Source organism: Kinneretia sp. DJ1R-11 (assembly GCF_025717595.1).
Classification (GTDB): domain Bacteria; phylum Pseudomonadota; class Gammaproteobacteria; order Burkholderiales; family Burkholderiaceae_C; genus Paucibacter_A.
In genome coordinates this window covers 14,464-40,370 of the sequence record NZ_JAJIRR010000014.1, presented here as the reverse complement: position 1 = coordinate 40,370, position 25,907 = coordinate 14,464, and the positions used below count along the sequence as shown (strand labels likewise).

At 65.4% G+C, this 25,907-nt stretch carries 22 protein-coding genes; 9 read left to right on the top strand and 13 right to left on the bottom strand.

Annotation, left to right across the window (positions count from 1 at the left end; all coding sequences use genetic code 11):
• Nucleotides 1-222: 222 nt before the first annotated feature.
• A complete protein-coding gene (locus LNV23_RS19740; protein WP_263564666.1) occupies nt 223-1,635 on the bottom strand; it encodes a wax ester/triacylglycerol synthase family O-acyltransferase in 1,413 nt (470 codons plus the stop codon).
• 136 nt (nt 1,636-1,771) lie between these two features.
• Here LNV23_RS19740 and LNV23_RS19735 point away from each other — a divergent pair, with 136 nt between their 5' ends.
• Nucleotides 1,772-2,023, top strand: coding sequence for an acyl-CoA-binding protein (locus LNV23_RS19735; RefSeq protein ID WP_263564565.1), 252 nt, complete (start codon nt 1,772-1,774; stop codon nt 2,021-2,023).
• 48 nt (nt 2,024-2,071) lie between these two features.
• Here the strand turns inward: LNV23_RS19735 and LNV23_RS19730 are convergent, their stop codons facing one another.
• The 4 genes from LNV23_RS19730 to LNV23_RS19715 form a co-directional block, all read right to left on the bottom strand.
• Complete coding sequence (locus LNV23_RS19730) at nt 2,072-2,404, bottom strand: polyhydroxyalkanoic acid system family protein (RefSeq protein WP_263564564.1); 333 nt, start codon at nt 2,402-2,404, stop codon at nt 2,072-2,074.
• An 11-nt stretch (nt 2,405-2,415) separates the two neighbouring features.
• A complete protein-coding gene (locus LNV23_RS19725) occupies nt 2,416-3,498 on the bottom strand; it encodes an aminopeptidase (protein ID WP_263564563.1) in 1,083 nt (360 codons plus the stop codon).
• Between the two features lies 1 nt (nt 3,499).
• Nucleotides 3,500-5,554 carry a molybdopterin-containing oxidoreductase family protein gene (locus tag LNV23_RS19720; protein WP_263564562.1) on the bottom strand — a complete coding sequence of 685 codons (2,055 nt, stop codon included), beginning with the start codon at nt 5,552-5,554 and terminating at the stop codon, nt 3,500-3,502.
• Nucleotides 5,555-5,635: 81 nt separating this feature from the next.
• The gene (locus LNV23_RS19715) at nt 5,636-6,550 is read right to left on the bottom strand and encodes a DUF2846 domain-containing protein (RefSeq protein WP_263564561.1); all 915 of its coding nucleotides are present in this window, start codon (nt 6,548-6,550) and stop codon (nt 5,636-5,638) included.
• A gap of 222 nt (nt 6,551-6,772) precedes the next feature.
• Between LNV23_RS19715 and LNV23_RS19710 the strand changes: the two genes are divergently transcribed.
• From LNV23_RS19710 to LNV23_RS19700, 3 genes are read left to right on the top strand one after another with little or no spacing between them, the layout of a single operon-like run.
• Nucleotides 6,773-7,969, top strand: a complete 1,197-nt coding sequence (locus LNV23_RS19710; RefSeq protein WP_263564560.1) for a M20 aminoacylase family protein — start codon at nt 6,773-6,775, stop codon at nt 7,967-7,969.
• Nucleotides 7,970-7,992: 23 nt separating this feature from the next.
• Nucleotides 7,993-9,129: a M14 family metallopeptidase gene (locus LNV23_RS19705; protein ID WP_263564559.1), complete on the top strand. Its 1,137-nt coding sequence runs from the start codon at nt 7,993-7,995 to the stop codon at nt 9,127-9,129.
• Between the two features lie 12 nt (nt 9,130-9,141).
• The gene (locus LNV23_RS19700; protein WP_263564558.1) at nt 9,142-9,741 is read left to right on the top strand and encodes a DUF1415 domain-containing protein; all 600 of its coding nucleotides are present in this window, start codon (nt 9,142-9,144) and stop codon (nt 9,739-9,741) included.
• Nucleotides 9,742-9,812: 71 nt separating this feature from the next.
• On the opposite strand, the gene LNV23_RS19695 is transcribed toward LNV23_RS19700, so the two are convergent.
• Nucleotides 9,813-10,769: a collagenase gene (locus tag LNV23_RS19695; protein ID WP_263564557.1), complete on the bottom strand. Its 957-nt coding sequence runs from the start codon at nt 10,767-10,769 to the stop codon at nt 9,813-9,815.
• 373 nt (nt 10,770-11,142) lie between these two features.
• On the opposite strand from LNV23_RS19695, the gene LNV23_RS19690 reads away from it, so the two are divergent.
• Both LNV23_RS19690 and LNV23_RS19685 read left to right on the top strand, forming a co-directional pair.
• Nucleotides 11,143-11,718 (top strand): cysteine hydrolase family protein, encoded by a 576-nt coding sequence (locus LNV23_RS19690; protein WP_263564556.1) that lies wholly within the window; start codon nt 11,143-11,145, stop codon nt 11,716-11,718.
• Between the two features lie 29 nt (nt 11,719-11,747).
• Nucleotides 11,748-12,752, top strand: a complete 1,005-nt coding sequence (locus LNV23_RS19685; protein WP_263564555.1) for a GlxA family transcriptional regulator — start codon at nt 11,748-11,750, stop codon at nt 12,750-12,752.
• A gap of 90 nt (nt 12,753-12,842) precedes the next feature.
• Here LNV23_RS19685 and LNV23_RS19680 read toward each other — a convergent pair whose 3' ends face one another.
• The 6 genes from LNV23_RS19680 to LNV23_RS19655 all read right to left on the bottom strand — a co-directional run bounded on the left by LNV23_RS19680 (nt 12,843) and on the right by LNV23_RS19655 (nt 18,518).
• On the bottom strand, nt 12,843-13,514 hold the full coding sequence (locus LNV23_RS19680; protein WP_263564554.1) for a DUF3667 domain-containing protein: 672 nt from the start codon (nt 13,512-13,514) through the stop codon (nt 12,843-12,845).
• Nucleotides 13,515-14,173: 659 nt separating this feature from the next.
• The gene (locus tag LNV23_RS19675; protein WP_263564553.1) at nt 14,174-14,704 is read right to left on the bottom strand and encodes a PEP-CTERM sorting domain-containing protein; all 531 of its coding nucleotides are present in this window, start codon (nt 14,702-14,704) and stop codon (nt 14,174-14,176) included.
• Nucleotides 14,705-15,106: 402 nt separating this feature from the next.
• Nucleotides 15,107-15,880, bottom strand: coding sequence for a LytR/AlgR family response regulator transcription factor (locus tag LNV23_RS19670; protein ID WP_263564552.1), 774 nt, complete (start codon nt 15,878-15,880; stop codon nt 15,107-15,109).
• Nucleotides 15,877-16,971, bottom strand: a complete 1,095-nt coding sequence (locus LNV23_RS19665) for a sensor histidine kinase (protein WP_263564551.1) — start codon at nt 16,969-16,971, stop codon at nt 15,877-15,879. Before LNV23_RS19665 ends, LNV23_RS19670 begins: the two co-directional genes overlap by 4 nt.
• Before the next feature lie 84 nt (nt 16,972-17,055).
• The gene (locus LNV23_RS19660) at nt 17,056-17,466 is read right to left on the bottom strand and encodes a hypothetical protein (RefSeq protein ID WP_263564550.1); all 411 of its coding nucleotides are present in this window, start codon (nt 17,464-17,466) and stop codon (nt 17,056-17,058) included.
• 17 nt (nt 17,467-17,483) lie between these two features.
• On the bottom strand, nt 17,484-18,518 hold the full coding sequence (locus LNV23_RS19655; RefSeq protein WP_263564549.1) for a tetratricopeptide repeat protein: 1,035 nt from the start codon (nt 18,516-18,518) through the stop codon (nt 17,484-17,486).
• A gap of 318 nt (nt 18,519-18,836) precedes the next feature.
• On the opposite strand from LNV23_RS19655, the gene LNV23_RS19650 reads away from it, so the two are divergent.
• The 3 genes from LNV23_RS19650 (at nt 18,837) to LNV23_RS19640 (ending at nt 22,004) form a co-directional block, all read left to right on the top strand.
• Entirely contained in the window at nt 18,837-19,838 is a 1,002-nt protein-coding gene (locus tag LNV23_RS19650; RefSeq protein WP_263564548.1) for a CE1 family esterase, read from the top strand.
• Nucleotides 19,839-19,891: 53 nt separating this feature from the next.
• Nucleotides 19,892-20,641, top strand: coding sequence for a DUF2306 domain-containing protein (locus LNV23_RS19645; RefSeq protein WP_263564547.1), 750 nt, complete (start codon nt 19,892-19,894; stop codon nt 20,639-20,641).
• Nucleotides 20,642-21,020: 379 nt separating this feature from the next.
• Nucleotides 21,021-22,004, top strand: coding sequence for a PEP-CTERM sorting domain-containing protein (locus tag LNV23_RS19640; RefSeq protein ID WP_263564546.1), 984 nt, complete (start codon nt 21,021-21,023; stop codon nt 22,002-22,004).
• A gap of 526 nt (nt 22,005-22,530) precedes the next feature.
• On the opposite strand, the gene LNV23_RS19635 is transcribed toward LNV23_RS19640, so the two are convergent.
• On the bottom strand, nt 22,531-25,689 hold the full coding sequence (locus LNV23_RS19635) for a DUF2135 domain-containing protein (protein ID WP_263564545.1): 3,159 nt from the start codon (nt 25,687-25,689) through the stop codon (nt 22,531-22,533).
• Nucleotides 25,690-25,907 lie beyond the last annotated feature (218 nt).

Sequence of the window (25,907 nt, the reverse complement as noted above, 5' to 3'; positions counted from 1 at the left end):
GCGGTTCAGAAGGCGCGCAGTTCCCAAGGGCACTTGCGCGCTTTTTCTTTTGGTACACGATAGTGAGCAATCGGCACGAAGCGGAAATTCAAATGCAACCACGGAGGCACAGAGGCACAGAGCTAAAACCAATACAGCTTTGAATTTCTCTGTGCCTCCGTGCCTCTGTGGTTGCCTTTTGCATTCGGCTGCTATGTGCCGTTTCCGGTCCAACGAGCCGACCTACAAATCAGCACCCTCTTCGCCCCAAGGCAACATCAAGGCCAGGGTAAGCAGCTTGTCGAACTCCGGGGCGAATTGCTCGATGATGCCCTCGGGGTCCGGGCACAAAGTGCTGTCGGTGATCAGGCCGAATTGCACGCGGCCGGCATAGGTCAGGATGCTGACACCAACACCGATATCGCCCGACTGCGGCACCCAGAACATCACCCGCTCCACCGTCGAGCCGCAGAAGTGCAAGGCCTCGGCCGGGCCGGGCACATTGGTCATGACCGCCGTCGCCTTCTTGGCAAAGATGTTCAGCATCGCGTGCTGCACCGGCTTGATCAACAAGCCAGCCACCGACAACAGACCAAAGGCCAGCACCGGCTGGAAGCTGCCCTTCAAGTCCTGCATGCGCGAGCGCACGGCATAGAGGCGCTCGACCGGGTTCTCGATACCGATGGGCAGCACCAGCGGAACCAGGCCGAATCGGTTGCCCAGCTGGTAGGCCTTTTCCATCGGCCGCAGATTAACCGGCACCATGGCGCGGATCTCCTTGCCGGCCACGTCCTCGCCCTTGGCCTGCAAGTAACGCCCCATCGCACCGGCCACGCAGCTGAGCAACACATCGTTGATCGAGCAGTTCAGGGCCTTGCCCACCGCCTTGACGGCGTCCAAGGGCAGGCCCTCGTCCCAGGCCACACGCTTTTGCGTGCCAGGCTTGCCCTTGAGCCGGGTCGGCGAATCGTCGGACATCAGCGCAAAGGCCGCGACATCGCTGACCGCCTGATAACCCATGCGCGCCATGTCCATGGAGCTGTCGAGCGGGTGGTGCGGCTGCATCAAGGTGTCCACCGATTTGGCCATGCCGGCGCCGGCCACACGGATGGCCTTGATGGTCATGGCGCTGATGGGCTTGAGCAAGGCATCGGTCAACCAGTCCTGGTCGTCACGCGGCTGCTGCAAGCGCTTCGGCGGCGCCTTGCCGCCGTCGGTGATGGACAGCATCACGGCGATCAGGGCGATGCCGTCGCCGATGCAGTGGTGGATGCGTGCGACCAGGGCGCTCGTGCCATCGCCCATGTCCTCGATCAGCTGGAACTGCCAGAGCGGATGCGCCGGGTTCAGCGGCTCGGCGGCCAGCTCACCGACACGGCCCTTGAGGCAATCTTGCCGGCTCTGGCCGCGCAGTGGCAGCAACTCCTCGGCCTGCACATGGCGGGCGATGTCGAAATCGTCGTCCTCCATCCACTGCGCACCCATGGCGTCTTCCACCACCTTCTGGCGGAAGCGCCCGTACTGCAACAGCCGCGCCTCGACGCGCTCACGCAAGGCCGCCAGGCTGATGCCCGGCCGGATGATCCAGACCCCGACGATCATCATCAGGTTGGACTCCGTGTCCATTCGCAGCCAGGCGGTGTCGACCTTGGACATGCGTTCCGTCGCGTGGGCCAATGCAGTCTCCTTGAGGATTTAGAGTGTCTCGCCCAGACAATGCTGGGTAACATCGTCGGCGTCCATCCCGATTGTTACCAGTTCAGTCGGCACCCACAGCCATCTAGGAGACACCATGAGCCTGAAAGATCAATTCGAAGCCGCTGTTGCAGCCTCCAAGCAACTGCCCGAGCGCCCGGACAATATGACCTTGCTGAAGCTGTACGCCCTGTACAAGCAAGGCAGCAGCGGTGATGTCGACGGCAGCCGCCCCGGCTTCACCGACATGGTCGGCCGCGCCAAGTGGGACGCATGGAACGAGCTCAAGGGTCAGACCCAAGATGAGGCCATGCAAAGCTATATCGACCTGATCGAATCGCTGCAGTGATCGGAACTACGAGCCAGCCTCATGCTGGCTCGGTCTTGCGGGCCGGCTTCAAGCCGGCTTTTTCTTGCCCGCTGGTTTCTTGTCGGTAGCGCCTGCGGCCAGCAGTCCGTCGAGCTCTTTCTGGATCTCGCCTTCGATGGTGGACTTGAAGGCGCCCAGCAGCAGGCCCAGCTTGGCGTGCAGCTCGAAGTGATCGGCGGTGACGATCAACTCGCCCTTGACGCCGGAGCGGGTGAACTCGACGGTGTCGCTGGTCTTGCCTTCCAGCACCGTGCACTCCATGTCGAACTTTTCTTCGACCTGCTCGGCCCAGGCCCAGGCGATCTCGCGGGCACGCTTGAGCCCGAGGGCATGGTCACGGTGAATGCGGATGTCAGCCATGGTGTGTTCTCTCACTCTCCAGTGTTCTTGATGTCTTGCAGGCGCATTCTCCGCTGCGCCAGCGGCAGCTCGGCCAGGGATTTCACAGCAGCATAGAAACGCGGCCAGTCGCCGCCCTCGCGGTCCAGCAAAGCCTCGAACTGCGGCGCCAATTCGGTGTAGGCCGAGAGCAGGGCAAAGCTGGCATTGTTGGCGCGCGTGAACCAGCCGTCATAACCGCTGTCACCCCCCCAGGACTCAGCCTTCAGGCGCGCGTAGTCCACACGCAGCTCGGCCATCAGCTGCGCCTTGGCCGCGCGCTTGGCCTCATCGGTGAGCGGCTGCGAAAAAAGCGCCCCCAGCCGCGCGCGGTAGCCGCCAGTCAGGGTGCGGAACTGCTCGCGCCGCGCCTGGCGCTTCAGGTAGTTCTGGCCTTCGGCGCTGCCGCCCTGGGCCTGCAGCCAGGCCAGGGCACCACGCCGCTCGACAGCGGTGGCGAAGGACTCATTGAACTGCGTGTCGTCGGCCGCATAGGCCACCTGGTGCGAAAGCTCATGAAAGATCAGCCCGGCCAGCTCCGCTTCCGGGTAGCTCATGAAGGTGTTGAGCAGCGGGTCGCCGCCCAAGAGCCGGCTCCAGCCCAGGGTGGAGTAAGCCGGCACGCCGTAGACCATGACCTCCAGGCCTTGCGCGCGCAGCTCGGCGGCATAGGCCTCGGCCTCGGCCTGATTGAAGTAACCGCGATAACCGACGCAGCCCATGATGGGAAAGCACCAGGTCTTGAGCGTCAGGCTCAGCTCCGGCGTGGCCACCACATTCCAGACCGCGGCCGAGCGGCCCAGGTCGGCATAGCGGCGGTAGCTGTTGTTGTCGGGCAGGTGCAGCTGCTTCACGGCGAAGTCGCGCATGCGCTGGCTCTGCTGCAGGCGTTCGCGCAGGGCGGGCTTGAGCTCCGGGTCGGCCAGCCAGTCCTCCACCGGCTTGGCCGCCGCAACCAGGCGCAGGTGGCCGCCGACCGATTGGCCCAGATAGCCGATCTGCGCGCAGCCGCCCAGCGAGAGCGCCAAGCCGGCGCCCAGCGCACCGAAGGTCCACCAGCGCCAGCGCTTCAGCATCTCAGGCAGCGACCACGTCGACCAGGCAGTCATAAAAACTCGGAGCCCGGCCCAGATCGGTCAGGCGCTGATGCGTCACCTCGTTGACATTGCTGCCACCGGCGCCGAGCTTGCGCCACCACACGCCCAGGCCGTTGACCACCCCGGGCCGCGCGCGCGGGCTGATACGGGCACGGCAAAGATAACTGCCCCGGTCATTGAACACCCGGACCATGGCGCCGTCCTGCAGGCCGCGGGCCGCAGCGTCTTCAGCATGCAGCTCGACCAGGGGCTCGCCCTCGATGTCACGCAAGCTCTTGACGTTGACGAAGCTGGAGTTGAGGAAGTTGCGCGCCGGCGGCGAGATCATGGCCAGCGGGTAGCGCGCGGCCAGCTCGGGGCTGGAACGGCGGCTTTCGTAATTGGCCACAAAGTCCGCGCCGGCCGCTTGCGCCCGGCCGTTGGGCGTGGGGAAGCCACCCTCGGCAAACGGCGCCTCCTTGAGCGGCAGGCTTTGCCAGCCCTGGGCGCGCAAGGCCTCGAAATCGATCTCAGCGGTGAAGGCCTGGCGGGCCAGCTGCTCGTCGCTCTCGCGGAAGCACTCATCTTCGAAGCCCATGGCCGCGGCCAGCTCACGGAAGATCTGGGTGTTGGGCTTGGCCTCGCCGATGGGCGCAATCGCCGGCTCGTTGATCAATACATCGGTGTGGCCGTAGCTGGTGTGCACATCCAGATGTTCCAGCTGCGTGGTGGCCGGCAGCACATAGTCAGCCAGGTCGGCCGTGTCGGTCATGAAATGCTCCAGCACCACGGTGAACAAGTCCTCGCGCTGGAAGCCCTTCACCACCTTGGGCGACTCTGGCGCCACCGCCACCGGGTTGCTGTTGTAGACGATGAGCGCCTCGATCTTGGGGCCGAACTCGGGCGAAGCCTCGCGCAGCAGATCGTCGCCGATGGTGCTCATATTGATCACGCGCGGCTGGCGGCCGGCCAGCAGCTCGGGCCGCTCCAGCGCGGCCATGTTCTTGAAAGGCGCAAACCAGCCCGAGCTGGACAGCAGCAGGCCGCCAGCGCGCGAACGCCAAGCGCCGGTCAGGCAAGGCAGCAGGGCCACCAGGCGCACCGCATTGCCGCCGCCGCGCACGCGCTGCATGCCGTAGTTGAGGCGGATGGCCGCCGGTGATGTTTGCGCGTAGTCGCGCGCCAGGCCGCGCACCTCCTCGGCCGTGATGCCGCAGACCTCGGCCACCACTTCGGGCGGCCAATTCAGCGCGCGGGCCTTCAGCTCCTCCCATCCATCGACATGGCGGGCGATGTAGTCGTGGTCCAGCCAGTCATGAGCGATCAGCTCATGCATCAGGCCCAAGGCCAGGGCGCCGTCGGTGCCGGGCAGCAGGGCGATGTGCTGGTGGCATTTGTCGGCTGTCTCGGTCTTGCGCGGGTCGATGCAGATCAGCTTGGCGCCCTCGCGCTTGGCCTTGTTCGCGTAGGTCCAGAAATGCAGATTGGAGGCGATCGAGTTGCTGCCCCAGATCAGGATCAGGCGGCTCTCGGCGAAGTAAGGCAGGTGCATGCCGACCCGGTGGCCGTAGGTCGCATTCAGCGCCGCCGCGCCGGCCGAGGCGCAGATGGTGCGCTCCAGCTGCGAGGCGCCCAGCTTGTTGAAAAAGCGCGCCGACATGCCCTCGCCCTGCAGCAAGCCCATGGTGCCCGCGTAGCTGTAGGGCAGGATGGCCTGCGGGTCACGTGCGGCAATGGTCTTCAGCCGCGCCGAGATATCGGCCAGGGCCTCAGCCCAGCTGACCGGCTCAAAACGCGGCGCCTCGTCCTTGCGGCTGACCCGCTTGAGCGGCTGCAGCAGCCGCTCCTCGTGATACGTGCGCTCGGCATAGCGCGAGACCTTGGTGCACAGCGCCCCGTGGGTGCTCGGATGATCCGCCGCGCCCTGGATCTTGATCACCCGGCCCTGGTCGACCGTGATGCGCAAGGCGCAGGTATCAGGGCAGTCGTGCGGGCAGGCGCCCTTGACGATGTGGGGGGAAGAAGCTGAGGAGGGCGAAGGGCTGAGGTCGTGCATGGCGAGACTATTGCACAGCTGCCCGAAGAGCCGGGCACGCTGCGCACAAAGCCCCGGAGCACGACCACCCCGGGTGCAAGCTCAGTCCATGACCCCGCACATGCCCGTGTCGCAGCGCACGCGCAGCGGCGCGCAAGACATCTCGAAACTTTCCACATGGCCTTCACGCGCGACCAGACGTGCGCTCGGACGCACACCGCCGGCGCCACGGCAGCCACGTTCCATGGCCACCCGTTCGGCCTCGAATTCATAGCGGCTCGGCGCAAGCTTGCTGGCGGGTGCCAGAGGCTGGGCTGCGACCGGCACCGCTTTCTGAACTACGGGCGCAGACACGGGAGCCGCCGCTTGGGCCGGCGCTGGAGACGCCGCCGGCATCGTCACCGGCGCGGGTGCTGGCACAGGCGCAGCAACGGGGGCTGCCGGAGCCGATTTCTCGCTCGCCGGAGCAGCTGGAGCTGGAGCAGGAGCAGGAGCAGCAGCAGCAGCAGCAGCAGCAGCCACCCCCCGCATCAACGGGCTGTCCACCAAGCTGCTTTCGTTCACGCCGGCCCGGCCCGTGGCGGCGTCCACCGCGTGCAGGCGTGAGCCGGCGCTGAGCAGGCCCATCTTGACCTCTTGCCAGACGAAGCTGGGCTGGCCGATCTGGGTGCTGATGCGGAGCTGGTGGGTGTTTTCGCCCTTGGAGACGATTTCGTGTTCGCCCGGCGGCACATCGGCGATGACAAAGGTCTTGCCCTTGGTGGTGCCGGCCACCTGGCCGTCCACGCTGAGGTCCAGGCCGACCAGGGTGCCCAGGAATTCGTTGCGGTAGATATAAATGCGCGAGAGGCCGGCCGGCGCTTCGAAGCGCTTGACGGAGGCGTCTTCGCCGGCGGGCGCTTGCTTGACGCTGGCGCAACCGCCCAAGCCGAGCAGAACAGCGCCCGCGGCCAGGCTCAGCCAAGACTTGAGGGAGGAGCTGGAGGAGGAGGACGACGATGCCGGGCGAGATGTCATGAGCGTCAGCAGCCAAACGCTGCCCTGTTGCAATGAAGGCTGTGAGCATAGAAGCCCGGGGGCGCGGCAAACGAAAGAAAAGCCCGCCTTGTCCGCAAGACCCGCTTGGATGGGCGGCATGCACGCGGGTCCGCCCCGCGATGGATGCCCCGGTTTAGACTGGCGCCCTGCAGTCTTTCTGCCCCCTTCACCCACCCACCGGGCCGACCTGGCCACGCCGCCATGAAGTTCATCGACTCCATCCTGGCCGATGCGCCGCTGATCCAGCGCCTGCGCCGCGACATCCATGCCCACCCCGAGCTCTGCTTCCAGGAGCAGCGCACCTCGGACCTGATCGCCCAAACCCTGAGCGACTGGGGCATTCCGGTGCACCGCGGCCTGGGTACGACCGGGGTGGTGGGCATCGTCAAGAACGGCACGAGCGAGCGTGCCGTAGGCCTGCGCGCCGACATCGACGCCCTGCCGATGACGGAGCACAACACCTTCCCGCACGCCAGCACCCAGCCCGGCAAGATGCACGCCTGCGGCCATGACGGCCACACCGCCATGCTGCTGGCCGCAGCCAAGCATCTGGCCACGAACCGCAATTTCGACGGCACTGTCTACCTGGTCTTCCAGCCGGCGGAAGAAGGCGGCGGCGGTGCGCGCGAGATGATCAAGGACGGGCTGTTCAAGCTCTTCCCCATGGAGGCCATGTTCGGCGCGCACAACTGGCCGGGCATGCCGGCCGGCGCCTTTGCGCTCAAGACCGGGCCGGTGTTCGCCTCCAGCAATGAGTTCAAGATCACCCTGCGCGGCAAGGGCGCGCATGCGGCCATGCCGCATCTGGGCGTGGACCCGGTGCCGGCGGCCTGCCAGATGGTGCAGGCCTTCCAGACCATCATCAGCCGCAACAAGCGCCCGGCCGAGGCCGGCGTGATCTCGGTGACCATGATTCACGCGGGCGAGGCGACCAACGTCATCCCCGACTCCTGCGTGATCGAGGGCACGGTGCGCACATTCACCCTGGAACTGCTGGACCTGATCGAGCGGCGCATGGAAGAGATGGCGCAGGGCATCGCCAGCGCTTTCGAGGTCAGCTGCGAGTTCAAGTTCCGCCGCAACTACCCGCCCACCATCAATCACCCCGCCGAAACGGAGTTCGTGCGCCAGACGCTGAGCGCCATGGTCGGGCCTGAGAGCGTGCAGGAGTTCGAGCCCACCATGGGCGCCGAGGACTTCAGCTTCTTCCTGCAGGAAAAGCCGGGCTGCTATTTCCTGATCGGCAATGGCGACGGCAGCCACCGCGTCGGCGGCCATGGCATGGGCCCCTGCACCCTGCACAACCCCAGCTACGACTTCAATGACGATTTGATCCCCCTGGGCGGCTCCATGTGGGTGCAGCTGGCCGAGGCCTGGCTGAAGCAGCCGCGGCCCTGATGGACGGACGGGAGGACGCTGCCATGGCAGAGCACGCCGAAGCCTTTTTCGCGCAGAGCTATGCCGAGGCGCGCGCCAAGTTCCTGGCTGCGGCCGAGGCCGCCGGCCTCGATGTCGAAAGCCGCGCCCACCCGCTGCTGGGCCGCGAGGGCGAAGCCTTGGCCCTCGATGTGCTGCGCCAGGGCCCGGCGCGCGGCCGGGCCGAGCGCTTGCTCATCCTCAGCAGCGCTTGCCATGGCGTGGAGGGATTTGCCGGCTCGGGCATTCAATGCGGGCTGCTGGCGGACCCACAATGGTTGGCCGCTGTGCGCGCCAGCGGTGTCTGCGTGCTCTATCTGCACGGCCTGAACCCGCATGGTTTTTCCTGGTGGCGCCGGGTCACGCAGGAAGGCGTGGACCTGAACCGCAACTTCGTCGATTTCCACCAACGCCCCCTGCCCGCCAACCCGGGCTACGAGGAGCTGGCCAGCGCCCTGCTGCCCCGCCAGTGGCCGCCCAGCGCCGAGAACGAGGCGCGCTTGAGCGACTACATCGCCCGCCACGGCCGGGCCGCCTGGCAGCAAGCCGTCAGCGGCGGCCAGTACACGCAGGAGCTGGGCCTGTTCTACGGCGGCCACACGCCGACCTGGAGCCACATCACCCTGCGCCATGTGCTGGAAGAGCACCTGGTCGGCGTGCGTGAGCTGGCCTGGATCGACCTGCACACCGGCCTCGGGCCTTGCGGCCATGGCGAGCGCATCTACACGGGGCAGGACACAGGCGAAAGCCTGGCCCGCGCGCGCCAGTGGTGGGGCGCTGGGGTGACCTCGCTGAGCGAAGGCAACTCCAGCTCGGCGCCGCTGGTGGGCCTGATGTGGTCCATCGTCGAGCCGGTGTTCGCCCAGGTGGCGCCGGGCGCGCGCTACACCGGCATGGCACTGGAGTTCGGCACCGTGCCGCTGGACGAGATGATCCTGGCCCTGCGCGCCGACCATTGGCTGGAGGCCCACCCCGAGGCGCCGCCCGAGCAGGTGCTGGCCATCAAGCGCCAGATCCGCGACGCGTTTTACATCGACACCCCGGCCTGGAAAGCGCAGCTGCTGGCGCAGGCCAGCGAGGCGGCGCACCAGGCCCTGGCGGGGCTGAACTCCGGCTCGCCTCTTTCTTCTTCTCCGACTTGAGTTTTTCTCCCCATGAGCGACCACGCCACCCCAAGCCCCGCATCGGATCCCACACTGAGCGACGCCGAGATCGACGCCGCACGCCAGGAGACCCAGCACTGGCTGGAGAAGGCCGTGATCGGCCTCAACCTGTGCCCCTTTGCCAAGAGCGTGCATGTCAACAATCGCCTGCGTTATGTGGTCAGCCAGGCCGCAACGCCGGAAGACTTGCTGAAGGAGCTGGCCCGCGAGCTGCTGGCCCTGAACCGGGCCGACCCGGACGAAATCGAAACGACGGTGCTGATCCACCCGCGCGTGCTGACGGACTTCCTGGATTTCAACGATTTCCTCGGCGCCGCCGACGCCCTGGTCGAAGATCTGGAGCTGGACGGCCTCCTGCAAGTCGCCAGCTTCCACCCCGACTACCAGTTCGCCGGCACCGACATCGACGACATCAGCAACTACAGCAACCGCTCGCCCTACCCCACCCTGCACCTGCTGCGCGAGAGCAGCATTGAGCGCGCCACCGAGACCATGGCCGACACCGACGCCATCTACGAGGCGAATATGGCCACGCTGGAGAAGCTGGGCCTGGAGGGCTGGAAAGCACTGGGCTTGAAGGCCCGGAGCTGAAGCACCCAAGAGCAAAAAGCTGATCCACTCGCGAGTCCTTGCCGGGCTCGCCAAGGCCGACCGCGCGCCACTCAGGGTTTGGGCGTCGGCTCGCCGCCTGGGGCCAGCGTGCCCAGCCAGGCCGAGAAGGCCGCGTCAAGATCCTGCCCCCAGCTCCTGACCAGAGCCTGGTAACGCGGATAGTCCCCGGCGCGGGTGAAGCTCAGCATGTGATCCAGTCGCGGCCGCTCTTGTTCCAGCATGAAGCGTGCGGCCAGATAGCCCCAGCTGTAGACGCGCTCGTCGCCGCTGTTGCTGAGGTAGCCGGTGTCGAACAACTGACTCAGGCTGAAGGTCTTGCTCGCAGCCAGGCTCAGGGCGCGGGGGTGACGCTGGCCATGAGCGATGTACTCGGCCACGCCCTCCGTCCACCAGATCAGGTAGGGCGTCAGCGGCGCTGGCTTCGGGCAGTTCTCTGGGGCGTCGTGGGAGTCATGCAGATTGGCGCAGAAATCTCCGTAGAGATTGAAGCGCCCGTCCAGGTAGTGGACATACTCATGCCCCAGATTGCGCACGCTGCCATCTTTGCGCTGGTTGGCGACGAACTCCGCCTGATTGCCAGGCTGATCGGGCAGGCCTTCCAGATACATGCCGCCGTTGTTGGTGGGCATATTGAAATGCTGACCGGCATAACGCACAAAGTCATCGCCCGAGGCATAGATATTGGCTCGCAGGGAACGATTCTGGTCGTTCTTGATCGGCCGCCCTTCGGTGCCGAAGACGCGATGAAAGCGCGCTTCGATCTCGCTCAACTCCCGGCAAATTTCGCTTTCTTGCTGCGGGCTCAAAGCCTGGGAGCGCAGCTCCAAGCTGTCGCTGCAGCGGTGCTTGCGAGCCAACACTTGGTCCACCGGCGCCAGCGGCGGCGGTGGGGGTTCGGCGCTGAAAGCATGTAGGGCGGGCAACAGCCCGCAGGCCAGCACGCCCATGCAGTTCAAACGGGCGATTCGGCGCGAGTTGTCGCGCAGCAGTTCCTTGATTCTTGACATATCCGGCCTTCTTGGGAGGGGCACGATTCAGGGTGAATTTTTATAAATATATCTGAAATATTTCTCATGATGGCGCACAGGGACAGCGGCCAGTGCCAATGCGCCTGCCTTGGGCCAGCAAGGAGCTTCCCCATCGAAACCGCAGGCTGAGCCCGCTCACACCCGGACACGCTGAGAAAACCGCAGCCCCTGTCGTGAATGGCCTGGGGTGCCGAGGCCACTCGGGCAGCCCAGGGTGGACTGCAAAAAACGAGGCCGGCCCGGCCATGTCCGGATTTGACCGAAAGCGGGCCCGATCGGGCGCGACGCAGGCCCGCCACGGCGGCACAGTGGAGGCACTGAAACGCACACCTTCAACCCGGAGCCACCGCCCATGAAAACCGCCCTGCTGCTGATCGACGTCCAAGAATCCTTCCGCCAACGCCCCTACTGGAACACGGCCGAGCTGCCCGCTTTCCTCGCCGCCACCCGGCGCCTGATCGAAGGCGCTCAAGCCCAAGCCATGCCCATCGTGCGCGTCTTCCACAGCGACGGCCCCGAGACGGCCGACAACGCCTTCGCCTTGGCCTCGGGCCTAGTGCGGCCGCTGGAGGAACTGCCGGCCCTGCAGCCGGCGCTGGAAGTGATCAAGCACCGCCACAGCGCGCTGGCAGGCACGGGCCTGGCCATCTGGCTGCATCAAAACGGCATCCAGCGCCTGATCGTCAGCGGCATCCGCACCGAGCAATGCTGCGAGACCACCACCCGCCACGCCAGCGATGAAGGCTGGCAGGTCGACTACGTGACCGAGGCCACGCTGACCTTTGCCATGCAACACGCCAGCGGCGCCACGCTGAGCCCGGCCGAGATCAAGCTGCGCACCGAGACCGTGCTGCAGGACCGATTCGCCGAGATCTGCACGGTGGACCAGGCCCTGGCGCGTGCAGCTGCTGCTGCCGTCTCGGCCTGAGACCCAGATCCAGGCGCTAAGCTCGCACCATGTCCACAGCACTTGATGTCCTGATGTGGGTGCAGCCCGGCACCTTGCTGCTCGATCTGGCCGGGCCGGCCGAGGCCTTTCGACTGGCCAACCAGGCCCTGCGCCGGCGCCAGCAGCCCGAGGCCTTTCGGCTGCGCTTCATCGGCATGGAGGCCGAGTGCGCCAGCTCGGTCGGCCTGCAGCTCAGCGGCCTAGAGCCGCCGCCTGAAGCGCTCGCGCCGGGCAGCTGGCTGATCCTCTCCGGCTGCCGCAGCAAGGCGCCCGACGAGCCCGCGCCGAGCAGCGAACAACTGGCCCTGGAGCTGGACGGCGAGCGTTGGCTGGCCCGGCAGGGTCAGGTCTTGCTGCGCGAGGGCGGGCGCCTGGTCTGCATCTGCTCGGGCACCTTGCTGGCGGCGCGCGCCGGCCTGCTGGGGCGCGGCGTGCGCTGCACCAGCCACCATGAAATGCTCGACGAGCTGCGCCAGCTGGCACCTGAGGCCCAGGTGGTGGACAACCGCGTCTTCGTGCTCGACGGCCCCGAGGAGCAAATCGCCAGCAGCGCCGGCATCACCGCCGGCATCGACCTCAGCCTGCACCTGATCGCCCAACACTGCGGTGAAGCCCTGGCCGCCAGCGTGGCCCAGACCATGGTGGTCTACCTGCGCCGCAGCAGCAAAGACCCCGAACTCTCGCCCCTGCTGGCACACCGCCACCATCTGCATGCGGCCCTGCACCGAGTGCAAGACGCCATCTGCGCCGAGCCCGCGCAGGACTGGAGCCTGGACGCCATGGCGGCGCGCGCCCACGTGACACCGCGCCACCTGAGCCGTTTGTTCGCCGAACACGCCGGCATCAGCCCACTGAGCTATCTGCAAACCATACGGCTCGAGCGCGCCGAGCAAGCCCTGGCCCGCGGCGCCAGCCCCAGCGATGCGGCCCTGGCGGCCGGCTTCAGCTCAGACCAGCAGCTGCGCCGCACACGGCTGGCGCGTGCGGCGGCGAGTGCCAGGCCGCAGCACTGAACCAGCTGGGCTCGCCCTACATTTCCTTGAACAGCTGCAGATCGCTGCGGGTCCGGTTTCGAGCTGATCGGAACCGATTTGCCCGCCCGCTCAATGGACGCCGGGCAGCCAAGCAGCGATTTGATAAATGCTCATCTTCTGCACTTGATCCATCAGCACAAAACCCATCAGGCAGGCCGCCACCACACGCAGCAGCGTCCAGGGCCTGAAGCCAAGCCAGACCAGGTAATACGCGACGGAAATGAGCAACAACAAGAAGTCGGAAATGAAGCGCAGCTCTGCCGTGGGAATCTGAGCCCACTGGCCCAGCCCATTGACCAGAAAATCGATGAACAAGGCCATGGCAGATCCGTACAGGCCCACGGCCCAAGCCTCGGCGACGGTGAACCCACGCCGCGGGAAAAACAGGCGCATCAAGCCGGCCGAAGGCAGTGTGAAGACCAGCATCCAATAAGGCATGGACAAGCTGAGCCACAAATTGAGCTGCGCGAAAAGGGCGGCGCGAGCCGGAGACAGGCTGGCCCGGACCTGCTGCAACAAGGCGGCCCGATAGGCTTCGAGGTACACATCGCTGTAAAGATGGCTCAGCAAGACGCTGAGCGTGGCGATCGCCACCAAAAAAGGCAAGGGATGCGTGTAGCGGAGGCGCTGGCCTTGCAAGAAAGCCTTGAACACCAGGCCCGGCTGCCAACACATGGCCCCAAACGTGCGCTTGAAACTCTTCTCAACATGCAGCACTCGCTCGGTAAAGTCTTGCCACATACAAGGCAAGCTGAAAGGCAGACGCGGCGCCTTGATGCCGCATGCATGGCAGAACGGCCCTTGGAGCGGCGTTGCGCAGGAGCGGCAAGGCGGAAGACTCTCGGTCGATGTTGAGCCGTTTGAGGCGTCGTCAGGCATGAGTCAAGTCCGGGTCGGCTGCCGGAGCATTCTCGGCAGGCCGAACCATAGCATCCACATTCTGCTGAACGCCAGAACTTAAGCCTCGAGGATGAGCTGGGTTGTCAAGCAAGAACTGCATGTCGCCGCGGCTCAAGAGGAGCTGTTCTGCGCGGCTATTGAATGCACTTGAGGGCGAGTTCGCTGGTATTAGCAGGCTGCCAGTCAAACCGGGCAAAATATCCGCCGAGAATGTGAGTTATCTCAGCACCCGAAGCAGCCCTTCGTTTGGGCGGAGATCAGGCCACTTGAGGGCACGGCAGCATGCACATCCACAAGGCTCCGCCCCGGAAAACTGCCTGACTTTTGCGTCCGGCCTCATGGTGCGGTAAGCGGTGGCTTGAACTCCAGTGGCACCTTCACCAGGTGCATAGTGCCGGCGCAGCCGGCACGCTTCCGCAGCAACAATAAACAAAAATGCCGCTGGCGGAAAACCGGCAGCGGCGTCGAGGGCGGGCGCGGCCCGCCCATTCAAGCGAGCTTCAAGCCCGGCGGCGGCGTGCACCCACCAGGCCCAGGCCGGCCAGGGCCACCAGGGCCAGGCTGCTCGGTTCGGGCACGGTTCCGGGCGTCGGTGTGGGCGGCACATACGGGTCATTGTTGAAACTCAGGGACGACATGCTCGTCCAAGTAACATTGGGCTGGCTGAAGGTGTAGTACCCCCTTTTCTGCCACCCATCAGCATTGAAAAAAACATCATCCGTGTTGGCGTCCAGCCCTTGGGTAGCGCCGCCACTGAAAACAAAGTAGTCGTACCAAGGCGTCACCGCGACCTTCAACGTGGGCAAGGTGAAGTTGCTCAGGGTGGTGGTGAACTCGTGGATCGTCAGTGTGTAGGCGCTCGTGTCGCCGAACGGGGTCGATTTGGCGTCGTCATACTGCAGTTCGGCCTTCAAGGTGAATTGGGCCGACAGGAAATTGAAGTTCTTGGTGACCGGGGCGGCTTGGCTGCCGGTGGCCAGGCACAGGGCGGCCAGCAGGCCAGCGGATCGGGCGATGAAACTCTTGAACATGATTGCAGATGCTCCCTGAAAACTGGTTGAGGTAGAGATGGGGTGATCCCGTCGCCAAAAAGCAAAACTCATGCCAGCTACATGAACTTACTAAAATATATTTAGAGTCAACAACTTAGTTTGCAGTCTGGTTTCCCCTTGGGTTGCCTTGTGTAAAGAAATCCGGCGATTTTTGTGTTGCCATTCCTGTTTTGCCAGTCGGTACGCCCCGGCACATAAGGTCTGGTGCTTTGGCATGAATGCCGGCGGCAGGGCATCGGGGGGCAATGACAGAAAGCTGCCAAATGGGCGATAGCGCCGATGACAAGCGAATGCCCGCAATGGGCACGGAGCCGCCGGTGACTGAAGCTTGAAACAGGAATGGCAGCAGCGCCGGCGTCCGGCTGGCCTGGCTGACTCGCCCTACATTTCCTTGAACAGCGCAAGATAGCTGCGGCTCACCGGTAGGCGTTCGCTGCGCCCCTTCAGCTCGATGTCGGCCGTCTCGTTGTCACCGCGGGTGACGCGGCGGATCGAGCGCAGATTGACCACCACCGAGCGGTGCACCTGGGCGAATTGCTGCGGGTCGAGCTGTGGGAGCAAGTCCTTGAGCGGCATGCGGATCAAAGCCTCGGCCACCTGCCCTTCGTCGCGGTAGGCGACCAAGGTGTATTTGCTGTCGCTCTTCAGGTAGTCGATGTCGTCGACCGGGATCATGCGCAGCGAGGGGCCGACACTGGCGCGCACCCAGCGCAGCGTCTCGGGCTTGTGGTCGAGTTTGAGACGCTCGGCCAGCTGCGCCAGCAAGGTCTCCGAATGCACGGCCGGCTGGGCCTGCTGCAGGCGCGCCTTCAGGCGCTCCACCGTTTCGCTCAGGCGAGCTGCGGTGACCGGCTTGACCAGATAGTCGAGCACGCCATGCTGAAAGGCTTCCAAGGCATATTGGTCAAAAGCGGTGACGAAGACCAGGTGCGCGCGTTTGCCGATCTGGCGGGCCACTTCCACACCACTCAAGCCCGGCATGTGCACATCCAGAAAGCAGATCGTGGGTTGATGCTGCTCGAACAATTCGATCGCCTGCCGGCCATTGCGGGCCTGCGCGACGATTTGCAGCTCCGGCCAGACCGCGGCCAGGCGCGCCTCCAGGATTTCACGCAGGAGCGGTTCGTCGTCGGCGATCAGGGCGGTCGGAATCATGGCTTGGGCTCGCTGAATTCGATGGTCACTTCCACCCCATGCGGCGCCACCTCTCGCAGTTCCAGGCTGGCGCTACCTCCATAGGCCCAGAGCAGGCGTTCGCGCAGCGCCGCCAGGCCGGTGCCCAAGCCGCCGCCGGTGGCTTGCAAGCCCATGCCGGTATCGACCACGCGCAGGCGACAACGGCCGCTTTGCAGCAGCTCGGCATGCACGTCGATGCGGCCGCCCTCCTCGCTGGGGTCGATGCCATGCTGCACGGCGTTCTCCACCAGGGTCAACAAGGTCATTGGCGGGCAGCGCAGCAGATGCACACCCGGGCCGATGTGCAGCGCAAAGGCCAGCCGGTCCGGCATGCGCATCTGCATCAGCTCCAGATAGGCCCGCACCAGCTCCAGTTCCTGGCCCAGGGTGTTGGCCGAGCCGTCAAGGCGTGGCACGGCGGCCCGTAAATAGTCCGTTAGGCTTTGCAGCAACTGCGGGGCGCGCGGCGAACCGGCTTCCACCAGGGCCTGAACATTGGCCAGGGTATTGAACAAAAAATGCGGTTGCGCTTGAGCGGTGAGCAGTCGCATGCGAGCGTCGAGGGCCTGGCGGGCAAGCTCGCTGCGCTCCAACTCGAAGTCGTTGGCTTGTTCTTCCACTTTTGCCTCCCGTTGGCGCAAGAGGGCGGTCAGCGCGGTCCAAGGTGCCACCAGCATGCCAGAGAGGCTCATCAGCATGAAGCCAAAGAGGCGCTTCTCCTCCTTCCAGAAATCCGGTGCGCCCGCGTCGGTGCCGAGTTTGTAAAAGAGAAACACCGTGACCGGCACCACCAAGCCGACTGCCACCACCTGCAGCGCCCAGCGCGCCAGCCACTCCGGCAACCGGCGTGGCCATTGCTCAGTCAGACCGAAAGCCAGCAGCACAACCAAGCCGGTGCCGAACACCCGCATCGGCAAACGAAAGCTGAAGCTCGCGTATGTGAGGTTGAGCAGAAGAACCAGTAGGGTGCAGATGATGATGACGGTGCGCACGCGCCGCCAGCCGAACAGCGCCCGCCAATGGAAGGCCGGCGACAGCGGCGCTGCTTCGAAGGGGGTGGTGGGTGACATCACGGCAGAATACTCGAGTGAATGGCTGAAAGACTTGAGCGGCAATGGCGCGCGGCCGTCAGTGCCAGTGATCAGTGCCAGCGATCAGCGCCAGCGCTGCGCCGGCTTGCGAAAGTAGTGATGCGCGATATAGCGCCAGGGCAGCACCAGCGGCGTCAGCACCAGGCCCATCAGGCAGGCGAAGGCCGATTCCTGCACATTCGGCGTCATCGCCCCACCCAGCCACAGCGGGTACGCAATGAGCAGCAGCCAGATGCTCTTCCAGAGCAGTTCGAAAATCAGCAGCGGCAACATCTGCAAGGGGTAGCGCAAGCCCCAGACACAGAGGATGGCCAGGCCGATCAGCATCGCGCCCAACTCACCCCTGCGCTGCGCCCACAGATCGCTGTGCTGCAAGAGGCTCGGCCCCCAGCTGCTGGCCAGACCGACCGTGATCAGCAAGTAGAAGGCGCGCAACAGATTCAGGCGCCAGAGGGGGACGTCTTGATCGCTCATTTGTATTTCCTTCAGCTTCAGCCGAGCTTGGCCAGGCTCTTGCGAGCGTCTTCGACATTGGCCGGGTTGGCCCGCTTGTTGGCAATGAAACGCTCATAAGCTGCCTTGGCCTGCGCCTTGTCGCCCTTGGCCAGATAGGCATCACCGAGGCGGTGATCGATCGGGTACTCATCGGCGCCACTCAGGGTTTTGGCCCGCTCCAGGTAGCGAATCGCCTCGTCGGTTTGAGCCTGCGCGGCGTAGACCCGGCTCAGGCCATAGCTGCCACTGGCTTTGCTCGGCTGATCGCGGAGCAGGCCTTCATACAGACTCTTGGCCTTGGCCAAATCCTTGTTGTCCTTCAAATAGACCCGCGCCAACTGCATGGTGGCCTCGCGCACCTCGTCCAGCATGGCGCCATCCTTGCTCGGCTTGACGCCCAGCAACTCGCTCTCCATCTCGGCCCATTTCTTGTCTTCGGCGGCCATATGGACGCGGATGATGCGCGCCGTTTCGGGCTGGCTGCTGCGCACGGTGGCCTCCAACTCCTTGGCCTTGGACACGCTGCCGCCCATCATGCCCGGCACGGTCAGATAGAGCTTGGCCAATTGAACCCGGGCCGTGAAGCTGCTGGGGTCCAACTCCAGCGTGCGGATCCAGGACTCTTTCAAGCTACCCACATTGCGCATGGCCTTGGCCATGCCCATGCTGAGCATCTGCAAGCCGAGGTTCTGCGCCGAGGCCAGGTGGCACACCGCCATGTTCGGGTGCTGCTCAACGCACAGCTTGGCCTGCTTGGCGCCGGCCTCGAGGCGCTTGCCGTCGCCGGCGTCGCTGAAGCTCAAGGCCAAGGACAAAGCCGCGCTGGCCTCGGCATCGGCGGGATTGGTCTTCAGACGGGCCTGCGCCACTGGTTCCAGTTCGACAAACTTGCCGGCATCTTGCAGCGACTCCAGCTGCGCATCCTTGAAGACGGCGGCTTGGGCGCTGCCTATAGAGGCGGCCAGCGCCAGCGCCAGCATGGCTTTGTGAATCGAAGAGCTGTGGCGCACTGTAAGAAACTGAGTGTTCATGGTCGACTAAAGAGGGTGTGAGTGGCTGAACGCAGCAGGCCTTGGACCTTGCCTGCGCTGCTGAATTCGAGAAGGCAGGGCCATTGTGTTGAGCGCCCCGCCCGCCCAAACAGCCGCTCCGACGAGCCACGCGCTGCGGGTTTTCAGGCCCGCTGTGAGGGGATGAATGGCGCGGCCGGCCGATCGGTGGCCGCCGGCGCCGCTGGTCGCGACGGGGCGTCGCTCGTCCCTGCAAGGGCGCCGCCGATCCGGCATGGCTTGGCTGCGGCCCTGCCCTACAGGCACAGTCGGCCCCGTTGTTCCAAAGAAAGCCTTGTCATGAAGAGAGTTTTGCGTTTCCTGCTGCGAGGCTTCCTGGCCCTGACTGCGCTGCTGGCCGTGCTGGCTGGCCTGTTCGCCTACTTCCTCTACACGCCTGATCCCGAGCTGCCGCAGCTGTCGGGCAGCTTGGCCAAGGGATCTATCGAAGTGGCCGGCGTGAAGCGCAACTACAGGACCTATGTGCCCAAGGACCTGCCCAAGGGCGCGCCGCTGGTCTTGGTGATGCATGGCTCAGGCGAAGGCCCGGGCCAGATCCGCGTCGGCACCGGCTACGCTTTCGAGCGCCTGGCCGACCGGCATGGCTTTGCCCTTGTCTACCCCAAGGCCTTCGCGTCCGACTGGAACGACTGCAGCCGCATCGGTGACAAGGACTTGAACGGCGTCCGCGGCGACGATGTGGGTTACCTGGCCGCCCTGGTCGACAAACTGGTCGCTGAGCTGGCGCTCGACCCGTCGCGCGTGTTTGCGGCCGGCGTTTCCAACGGCGGCTCGATGGCGATGCGTTTGGCCTTGGAGCAACCGGGCCGCTACAAGGCAGTGGCCGCCGTGGTCGCAAATGTGCCGGCAGCTGAGAATTTCCAATGCCAGCCGGCGGCGCATGAAGCCACCTCGGTGATGATCATGAACGGCAGCGAGGACCCGCTGGTGCCCTATGCCGGCGGCGAGATCAGTCTGCTGGGCCTGTTCTACAAGGGCGGCCCCATCATTTCATCCCGAGCGTCAGCGCAGTACTTCGCCGATTGGGCCCATCTGGGCGGCGCGCCCCTCACCAGCGAGACGCTCGTCGCCGCCGGTGTTCGTGTCGAGCAGAACCGCTGGAGCCCGGCCAGCAATAGCAGCCGCGATGGCAAGGCCGAGGTGGAGCTGGTGAGCATTCATGGCGGCGGACATGGCTTGCCGCAGCCCTACTCCCAACGCCCGCGGCTCTTGGGGCCCTCCCCGATGGAGCCAAACGGCGCGGCCCTGATCTGGGCCTTCTTTGAGCGCCAGCCCAAGTAAAACAAGCCAGCAAGCAGCTAGCCTTGTACACCCAAATTCGGAGTTATTGAAACGTGGCCACCCTCTACATCAGCCCCGAGAGTTCCCCTCTGGCTCACGCCGCGGCCGCCGCGGTCTTGTATCTGCATATCGGCGCCGGCAGCGTCGGCATCATGTCCGGTGCAGCCGCCTTTGTGTTCCGCAAGGGCACGCCGCTGCACCGCCTGATCGGCAAAATCTTTGTCATCTCGATGCTGATCATGTCCGGCATCGGCGCCGTCGTCGCCCCCTTCCTGCCGACGCCCGAGCGCGCCTCGGTGATTGCTGGCATCTTGACCTTCTATCTGGTCTTGAGCTCGTGGATGGCCGTCAAGCGCAAACCTGGAGAACTTGGCAAGTTCGACCACGGCCTGTTGCTGACATCGTTGAGCATCACCGGCGCAGGCGCCTACTTCTTCTGGCTCGCCATGCAAAGCCCGCGCGGCATGCTGGACGGCCAGCCGGGCGCGGCGTTCCTCATGTTCGTGATCATCGGCAGCTTGGCCGCGGTGGGGGATCTGCGCCTGATCATCCAGCGCGGCGTCACGGGCGCCACCCGCCTGGCGCGCCATCTCTGGCGCATGACCGTCGCCTTGTTCATTGCCGCCAATTCACTCTTCCTGGGCCAGCCCCAGGTCTTCCCGAAGGCGGTGCAGAAGTCCGGCTGGTTGAATGTGCCGGCGCTGTTGATCCTGGCTTTGCTGCTGTACTGGCTCGGCCACGTGGCTTACGGTGCTTTCAAGCGTCGCAGGATGCATAGACCGAATCAGCTGCACGCCGGCTAGTTTCTGCGGCCAGGCTCAGGTCTGTCACGTTTGTATTTGGAGCGCCTCGCCACATGGGAATTCCGTCCCCGGTGCAGACCCAGCTCCGGATGAACAAGGGCGGGCCGGTACTCTTGCAGGACGGGCAGCCTTGATGTCTCGGTGCAAAGCCAGTGGCGCCAGATGGTGGCAGGCGCAGCACAAACTGTTGCGCCGCGCCTGCATCGCCCCGCAGGCAAGACCTGCCCCCTCAGAAGCCAAAGGCCCGGAAGCCAGCGGGCCCACGGGCGCTGCGGGCTGCAACTGACTTTCAACACCCCGCAGCCCGGGGGATGCCAGATTCGCACTCGCTAGGTACAAACCCGCCATCCAAATCTGTCCCTGGCAAGCAAAGGCATCCGTGATCAAGACTCAGACCCAGAACCGACTGGCCCTCGTTTCCCTGTTGTGCTGCAGCGCCCTGAGCGCGCAAGCCAGTGCCACCCTGGCCTTCGGCAGCAGCGCCGAGAACCAGGCGACCCAGCAGTTCGTCTACAGCTTCCCCGATGCTGTCAGCTCGGGCAACTTCAGCAGCCAGGGCCCGGTCACGGCCGTTGCTGGCGGCGTGAGTGCAAGCGTCAATGCCTGGGCCGACCCCAGCACAGGCATGTTCAAGTCCATCGCTCAGGTCAAGATGAGCGGCTTCACCGAGCAGACCAATATCGCCGACACCTACAGCCGGCTCGATGTGAACGACCTGCTGCGCTTTGAAGGCACGGGCAGCAGCGTGGCCGTCACCTGGACGCTGAGCTACGACACCGTGTTTGCCGGCCTGGGCTTTGAAGCCTTTGCGCGCGTGGGCGGCCTGTCGCACTTCATGCAAGCCAGCTCCTTCCGCAACCTGAGCCTGAGCTACGAGATCGCCAACCCCAGCTACGACCCCGGCGCCACCTGCACCGATTTCGGCAGCGACGGCATGTACTGCCCGCCGGAAACCCAGCAGTTCATCACCCATCAAGAGTTTCTCTCCAAAGAGCTGTTCCGAGAGGTGGCCCTCGGTGGCCCCAACGGCATCTACACCAATGGCGAGGAAGACAACGGCCGCTACACCGGCCAGCTCACGCTGTCGCTGCTGCTGCCCACGCAGACCGACATCCGCCTCAGCTACACCGCCTACAACGGCGTGCGCTGCTTCCACCTGGCCAACTGCGATCTGAGCAGTGACGCCTCGCATTCGGACTACCTGGGCCTGCAAGTCAGCCCCGGCGGCAGCTTCCATTCCGACAGCGGCTACCAGTATCTGGGCCTGGCCGCTGCCGTGCCCGAACCTTCGAGCGCCCTGCTCGCTTCCCTGGGCCTGGTCGGTCTGCTGGCCTGGCGTCGTCGCGAAAAACAGCAAGGCTGAAGGGCCAGGCCAACGCCAGAAGGTTGAACTGACTCAGCCCCGGCGTTCCTTGGGTATAGGGCTGCAAAAAACAGGACGCACATCCGAGGGTCAGGTTTTGCCTTGAGCCACAAGACCCGGCCTTCTGCACCTCTTGTCCTTCACTCGCCACAGATGGCAAATGCAAGATGGCCCCCCTGCGGCTCTGGCGCTCATGTCCCCTGGGCAAGCGGCTGCTAGCGGGTACGCAAATGGTGCTGAGCTGACCTTCGGGCGACCTATCCAGGACCCGCAGGGTTTGCTTGCTTTGCTTGTCGCTTGGGTTTGTGTGTAGGCGGGTAGGCCGAGTCTGGAACAGTGACTTCACTTGATGGAGGGTCAGGTCTTGCCTTTAAGTTCAAGGCCTGACCCTCACGCTCCTCAAGGTGGCTGCAAGGCGATCACGTACGAGAAGTCGTGATCACGGCCTGCGCCAGAAAAAAGCCCCGCCGATGCGGGGCTATTTTGATGCCTGAGGACGAGGGTCGCCCCCCCCCCGCAGCCGAGCTCAATGCGTGGAGGATCCCTTGGCCTTGCCCACGGCCTCGTCCGACATGGGCGAAGCCAGCAGACGACCCTTGGCATCGAGATGGAATTCGCCCAGTTCGATGTTGCCGCCGCCCTCGACCAAGCGGAAGGTGAGAGTCCTGGACGCCAGCTGCCGGCTTCCGAAGCCTGTCTGCACATCCACCTGCACCGTGGCGCCGCGGCTGAGTGTGGCCCTCTGGCTGCCGAAGTAGTGCGCAACAATCTTGTAGCGACCGGGCAGCGGAGACTTCAAGATGAACTCCTCAGGGCCGTAGCCGGCGGTGAAATCCCGCGAGAGGTGGCCGCCCTGGCGGGTGTCGCGGCGCATGAAAAAGGCTTCCTCGCCCAGCGGATCGATCACATGGAGATCGATGTCCGTGCTGTTCAAGTCCCAGCGCATGACCACCCGCAGACCCAGAGGCAGGGGCTTACGCAGCGAGTCGGGCAGAGTGGCGAAGCCGGCGCTGGGGCAGCGCTGCTGCAGGTCGTTGAGCTCGGCCAGACTGATCAGCCCGATCTCCGCGAAGCGATCCGGCCAGCCGGTGTCGATCACATGTTGCAGCGAGGCAGCGGCTTCCTCACAGCGGCCAGCCTGTCCCAGTGCCAGGCCGGCATCACGCCAGGACTGGGGCTCATCGGGGGCCAGGTCCCGTGCGCGCAGCAGCAGGTCCAGAGCCGGCACCGGCCGGCCCATGCCTTGCAGACGGTAGGCCACCAAACGCAGCGCCGAGGCCTCACGAGGCATCAAGGCCACGATGCTGCTGAGTACCTGCATGGCACGGGGTACATCACCCAGCGCCGCGAAGCGCTCGGCCACGTCGGCGTGAAAGGCGGGGCTGTCGGCATAGGCCTCGCGCAGGTCGGCAAGGCGCACGTCCAGCTCGGCCACGTTGCGAGCCTGTGCCAGTTCGGCGGCGTAGCGCTCCGTGTTCGCGACGGCGCGCAGAGTCAGCGCTGTATCGGGAGCAGCACGCTTGGCATTCTCCGTGGGAGGACGCGGCATCGCGGGGAGCGGCGGTGGCGACATTGCGGGCGCGGGCGCGGGCGCGGGTGGAGGTGCGGGTGCGGCTGCGCGTGCGGGCATCGGTTCCAGCGCCACTGCACGCGCAGGAAGTGGCATGGGCGCTGGCATCACCTGGACCTCGGGCGGGGCCATGATTGCCGGCGCCGGGGCGGGGCGCACAGCCGCAGCAGGCGGCGAGTTGCTGGATAGCGTGGCGATGGCCGGGGCGGGCGGTGCGGCGGCTGGACGGCCCGAACGTTCGAACTGGGCCTCCAGACGCTCGCGCTCCCGTGCCTGCTTCAGCTCCAAAGCCTCGAACTCGCGGCGGCGGCGCGCCTCTTCCCGAGCTTCCGACGCGAAGTCACGCGCCCACCAGTCAGCCCGCTGCGACCACTGGGCGGCAAGCTCCTTGCGCTGCACGGTGGTGCGGCGCTGGCGCTCCAATTCTCGGGCCTCGCGCCCGCGCAGCACAGCCTCGCGAATGGCCGGTGTCGAGGCGGGAGGCATCACACCATGGGTGATGTAGTCCTGCAACGTTTCTAGCACCAGCAGGCTGGTTTCCCGGTTCACCAGGCCCAACTGCTCGCCCAGGCGCGCGAGCTGGCTCTTGTTGCGCAGCGGTTCGGCCTCCAAGGTCTGGGTCCACCAGCTGCCGCACCAAAAGGCGGCCAGAGGCTCCGACGTCCAGGAATGCGCCTGCACCATGCGATCCCGGCGGCCCTGCGCGTCTTGGTGGCTGATCAGCAGTGTGGGCATGTCCCGCGAGGCCCCGTCCGCTGGCTGCACATGGCAAGCACGCAGCACGCCGTGGCGGGGGACGCGGCTCTCCGCGTGCCAAGCCGCCTGGTCCCAACGGCTGGCGATGCGGATGCCGGGTGTGAGCGTGAGCTGGCGGGCAAGCTCGTCGAGGCCAACCTGGTTCAGGTCCAACCACTGGCCGCCATCCTGCAGCAGGGTCTGAGCAACCGCCATATCGGCCACCTGCCGCGACACCAAGTGCACAGGCACGCCCGGCGCCTTCAGGGCCTCGCGGTGCGGCCAGCTGTGTCGCAGCTCGCTGAACATCAGCACCTGCTGGACGCCCGGCGTGGGGGACCAGCTCCCAAGGTTCAGTGCGCCTTCGGGCTTCAGTGCCAATAGAGTCTCGCGCAAGGCGGTCCAATCCCCATCGCGGACTTGGAACTGCATGCGCTGCGGGCCCAGACGCAGCACGCTGAGTGTCACGGCCACGCTGCGCCCCTGCAGGTAGCGCTCAAGCAGTTGAAGGTCTCGGGTGCGATCGCGCGGCGAGCGCTGCGAGGCGTCCCAAACGATCTCCAGTCGGGCCGGTGCGGGCAGGGCCTGCAGGCCGCCGTCCGCCGTCGGAACCTCCAGCCAGCGAAACTCGGTGCCGTCATGCAGGCGATAAGTGAATCCCGCAGGCTGCTCGGGCGCGGGGAGGCAGACCGTGCGAGGCGCGTCGCCGCTGCGCAGTGGCAGCGTGGCATTCCAGGCAGAACCCGCATCGCCCTTGACGGGCGACGGCCGCTGCTCGCCGAAGCTTTCGGGCACGAGCACAGGCTTCAAGCTGGTGCCCAGCGTTGCCACCACACTGCGGCCCTGGGGCACGGCATCTGCGGTCAGCGTGTGCTGCCAGCCGCAGTCACTGCGCTCGGCCAGGCGGGCCAGGTCGATGCGCAAGCGACGTTCGCCCAGCGCCGGGATGGGAAAGACGCGCAGGCGGTAGTCACTGTCGCTGTCACGCTCGACCAGGGCCGGGTCTACCTTGAGGGCGGTCTGCGTCTCGAAAGCCACCCGGGCCTGGACACGCTCCACCGGCACGGCATCACGCAACTCACCGGCAATATCCAGGGCATAGCCGCGCAGCCGCTCGCCGTCGGCCAAGGGCAGCAGCACCGTCGCTTCCATGGGCCGTGTCGACGGGTTGCGCAGGACCAGCTCGACACGCTGCTCGGCAAAGGGGCCCTGCAGCCGCCAGCCGATCTGGCGCAGCTCCATCTGCACCTGCGTATCAGCGCGGACCTTCCAGGGCGCGGCCTCGGCCAAGGGGGCGGCCAGTGCCAGCCAGGTCAGACTCAGGGCCAGATAGGCCGCCCGGTGCCAGGTCTTGCCTGGGCGATGTGAGCATGTCGGCATGCGTCCTCCTCAATGGTGCAGACCTCAACGCGAGAAGCCTGTCTGTGGTGGACTGTACTGGCAGGCAAAGTTCGGAGCGCAGCAGCGTCGCAACACGACATGGGTGCCGTTTGCCGACTTGCCGGGTGAGTTTCATTGCCCTGCGCAGAACGGGCCTTGCTGCATTCATTGCCGACCCGGGGCGGCCTGGATTCAAGCCGGACTCAGCTCATCGCCCA

Coding starts and splice junctions, on each gene's coding strand:
- LNV23_RS19740 (WP_263564666.1), bottom strand. CDS start 1,635: ATGTCCAAGGTCGACACCGCCTGGCTGCGAATGGACACGGAGTCCAAC.
- LNV23_RS19735 (WP_263564565.1), top strand. CDS start 1,772: ATGAGCCTGAAAGATCAATTCGAAGCCGCTGTTGCAGCCTCCAAGCAA.
- LNV23_RS19730 (WP_263564564.1), bottom strand. CDS start 2,404: ATGGCTGACATCCGCATTCACCGTGACCATGCCCTCGGGCTCAAGCGT.
- LNV23_RS19725 (WP_263564563.1), bottom strand. CDS start 3,498: ATGCTGAAGCGCTGGCGCTGGTGGACCTTCGGTGCGCTGGGCGCCGGC.
- LNV23_RS19720 (WP_263564562.1), bottom strand. CDS start 5,554: ATGCACGACCTCAGCCCTTCGCCCTCCTCAGCTTCTTCCCCCCACATC.
- LNV23_RS19715 (WP_263564561.1), bottom strand. CDS start 6,550: ATGACATCTCGCCCGGCATCGTCGTCCTCCTCCTCCAGCTCCTCCCTC.
- LNV23_RS19710 (WP_263564560.1), top strand. CDS start 6,773: ATGAAGTTCATCGACTCCATCCTGGCCGATGCGCCGCTGATCCAGCGC.
- LNV23_RS19705 (WP_263564559.1), top strand. CDS start 7,993: ATGGCAGAGCACGCCGAAGCCTTTTTCGCGCAGAGCTATGCCGAGGCG.
- LNV23_RS19700 (WP_263564558.1), top strand. CDS start 9,142: ATGAGCGACCACGCCACCCCAAGCCCCGCATCGGATCCCACACTGAGC.
- LNV23_RS19695 (WP_263564557.1), bottom strand. CDS start 10,769: ATGTCAAGAATCAAGGAACTGCTGCGCGACAACTCGCGCCGAATCGCC.
- LNV23_RS19690 (WP_263564556.1), top strand. CDS start 11,143: ATGAAAACCGCCCTGCTGCTGATCGACGTCCAAGAATCCTTCCGCCAA.
- LNV23_RS19685 (WP_263564555.1), top strand. CDS start 11,748: ATGTCCACAGCACTTGATGTCCTGATGTGGGTGCAGCCCGGCACCTTG.
- LNV23_RS19680 (WP_263564554.1), bottom strand. CDS start 13,514: ATGTGGCAAGACTTTACCGAGCGAGTGCTGCATGTTGAGAAGAGTTTC.
- LNV23_RS19675 (WP_263564553.1), bottom strand. CDS start 14,704: ATGTTCAAGAGTTTCATCGCCCGATCCGCTGGCCTGCTGGCCGCCCTG.
- LNV23_RS19670 (WP_263564552.1), bottom strand. CDS start 15,880: ATGATTCCGACCGCCCTGATCGCCGACGACGAACCGCTCCTGCGTGAA.
- LNV23_RS19665 (WP_263564551.1), bottom strand. CDS start 16,971: ATGTCACCCACCACCCCCTTCGAAGCAGCGCCGCTGTCGCCGGCCTTC.
- LNV23_RS19660 (WP_263564550.1), bottom strand. CDS start 17,466: ATGAGCGATCAAGACGTCCCCCTCTGGCGCCTGAATCTGTTGCGCGCC.
- LNV23_RS19655 (WP_263564549.1), bottom strand. CDS start 18,518: ATGAACACTCAGTTTCTTACAGTGCGCCACAGCTCTTCGATTCACAAA.
- LNV23_RS19650 (WP_263564548.1), top strand. CDS start 18,837: ATGAAGAGAGTTTTGCGTTTCCTGCTGCGAGGCTTCCTGGCCCTGACT.
- LNV23_RS19635 (WP_263564545.1), bottom strand. CDS start 25,689: ATGCCGACATGCTCACATCGCCCAGGCAAGACCTGGCACCGGGCGGCC.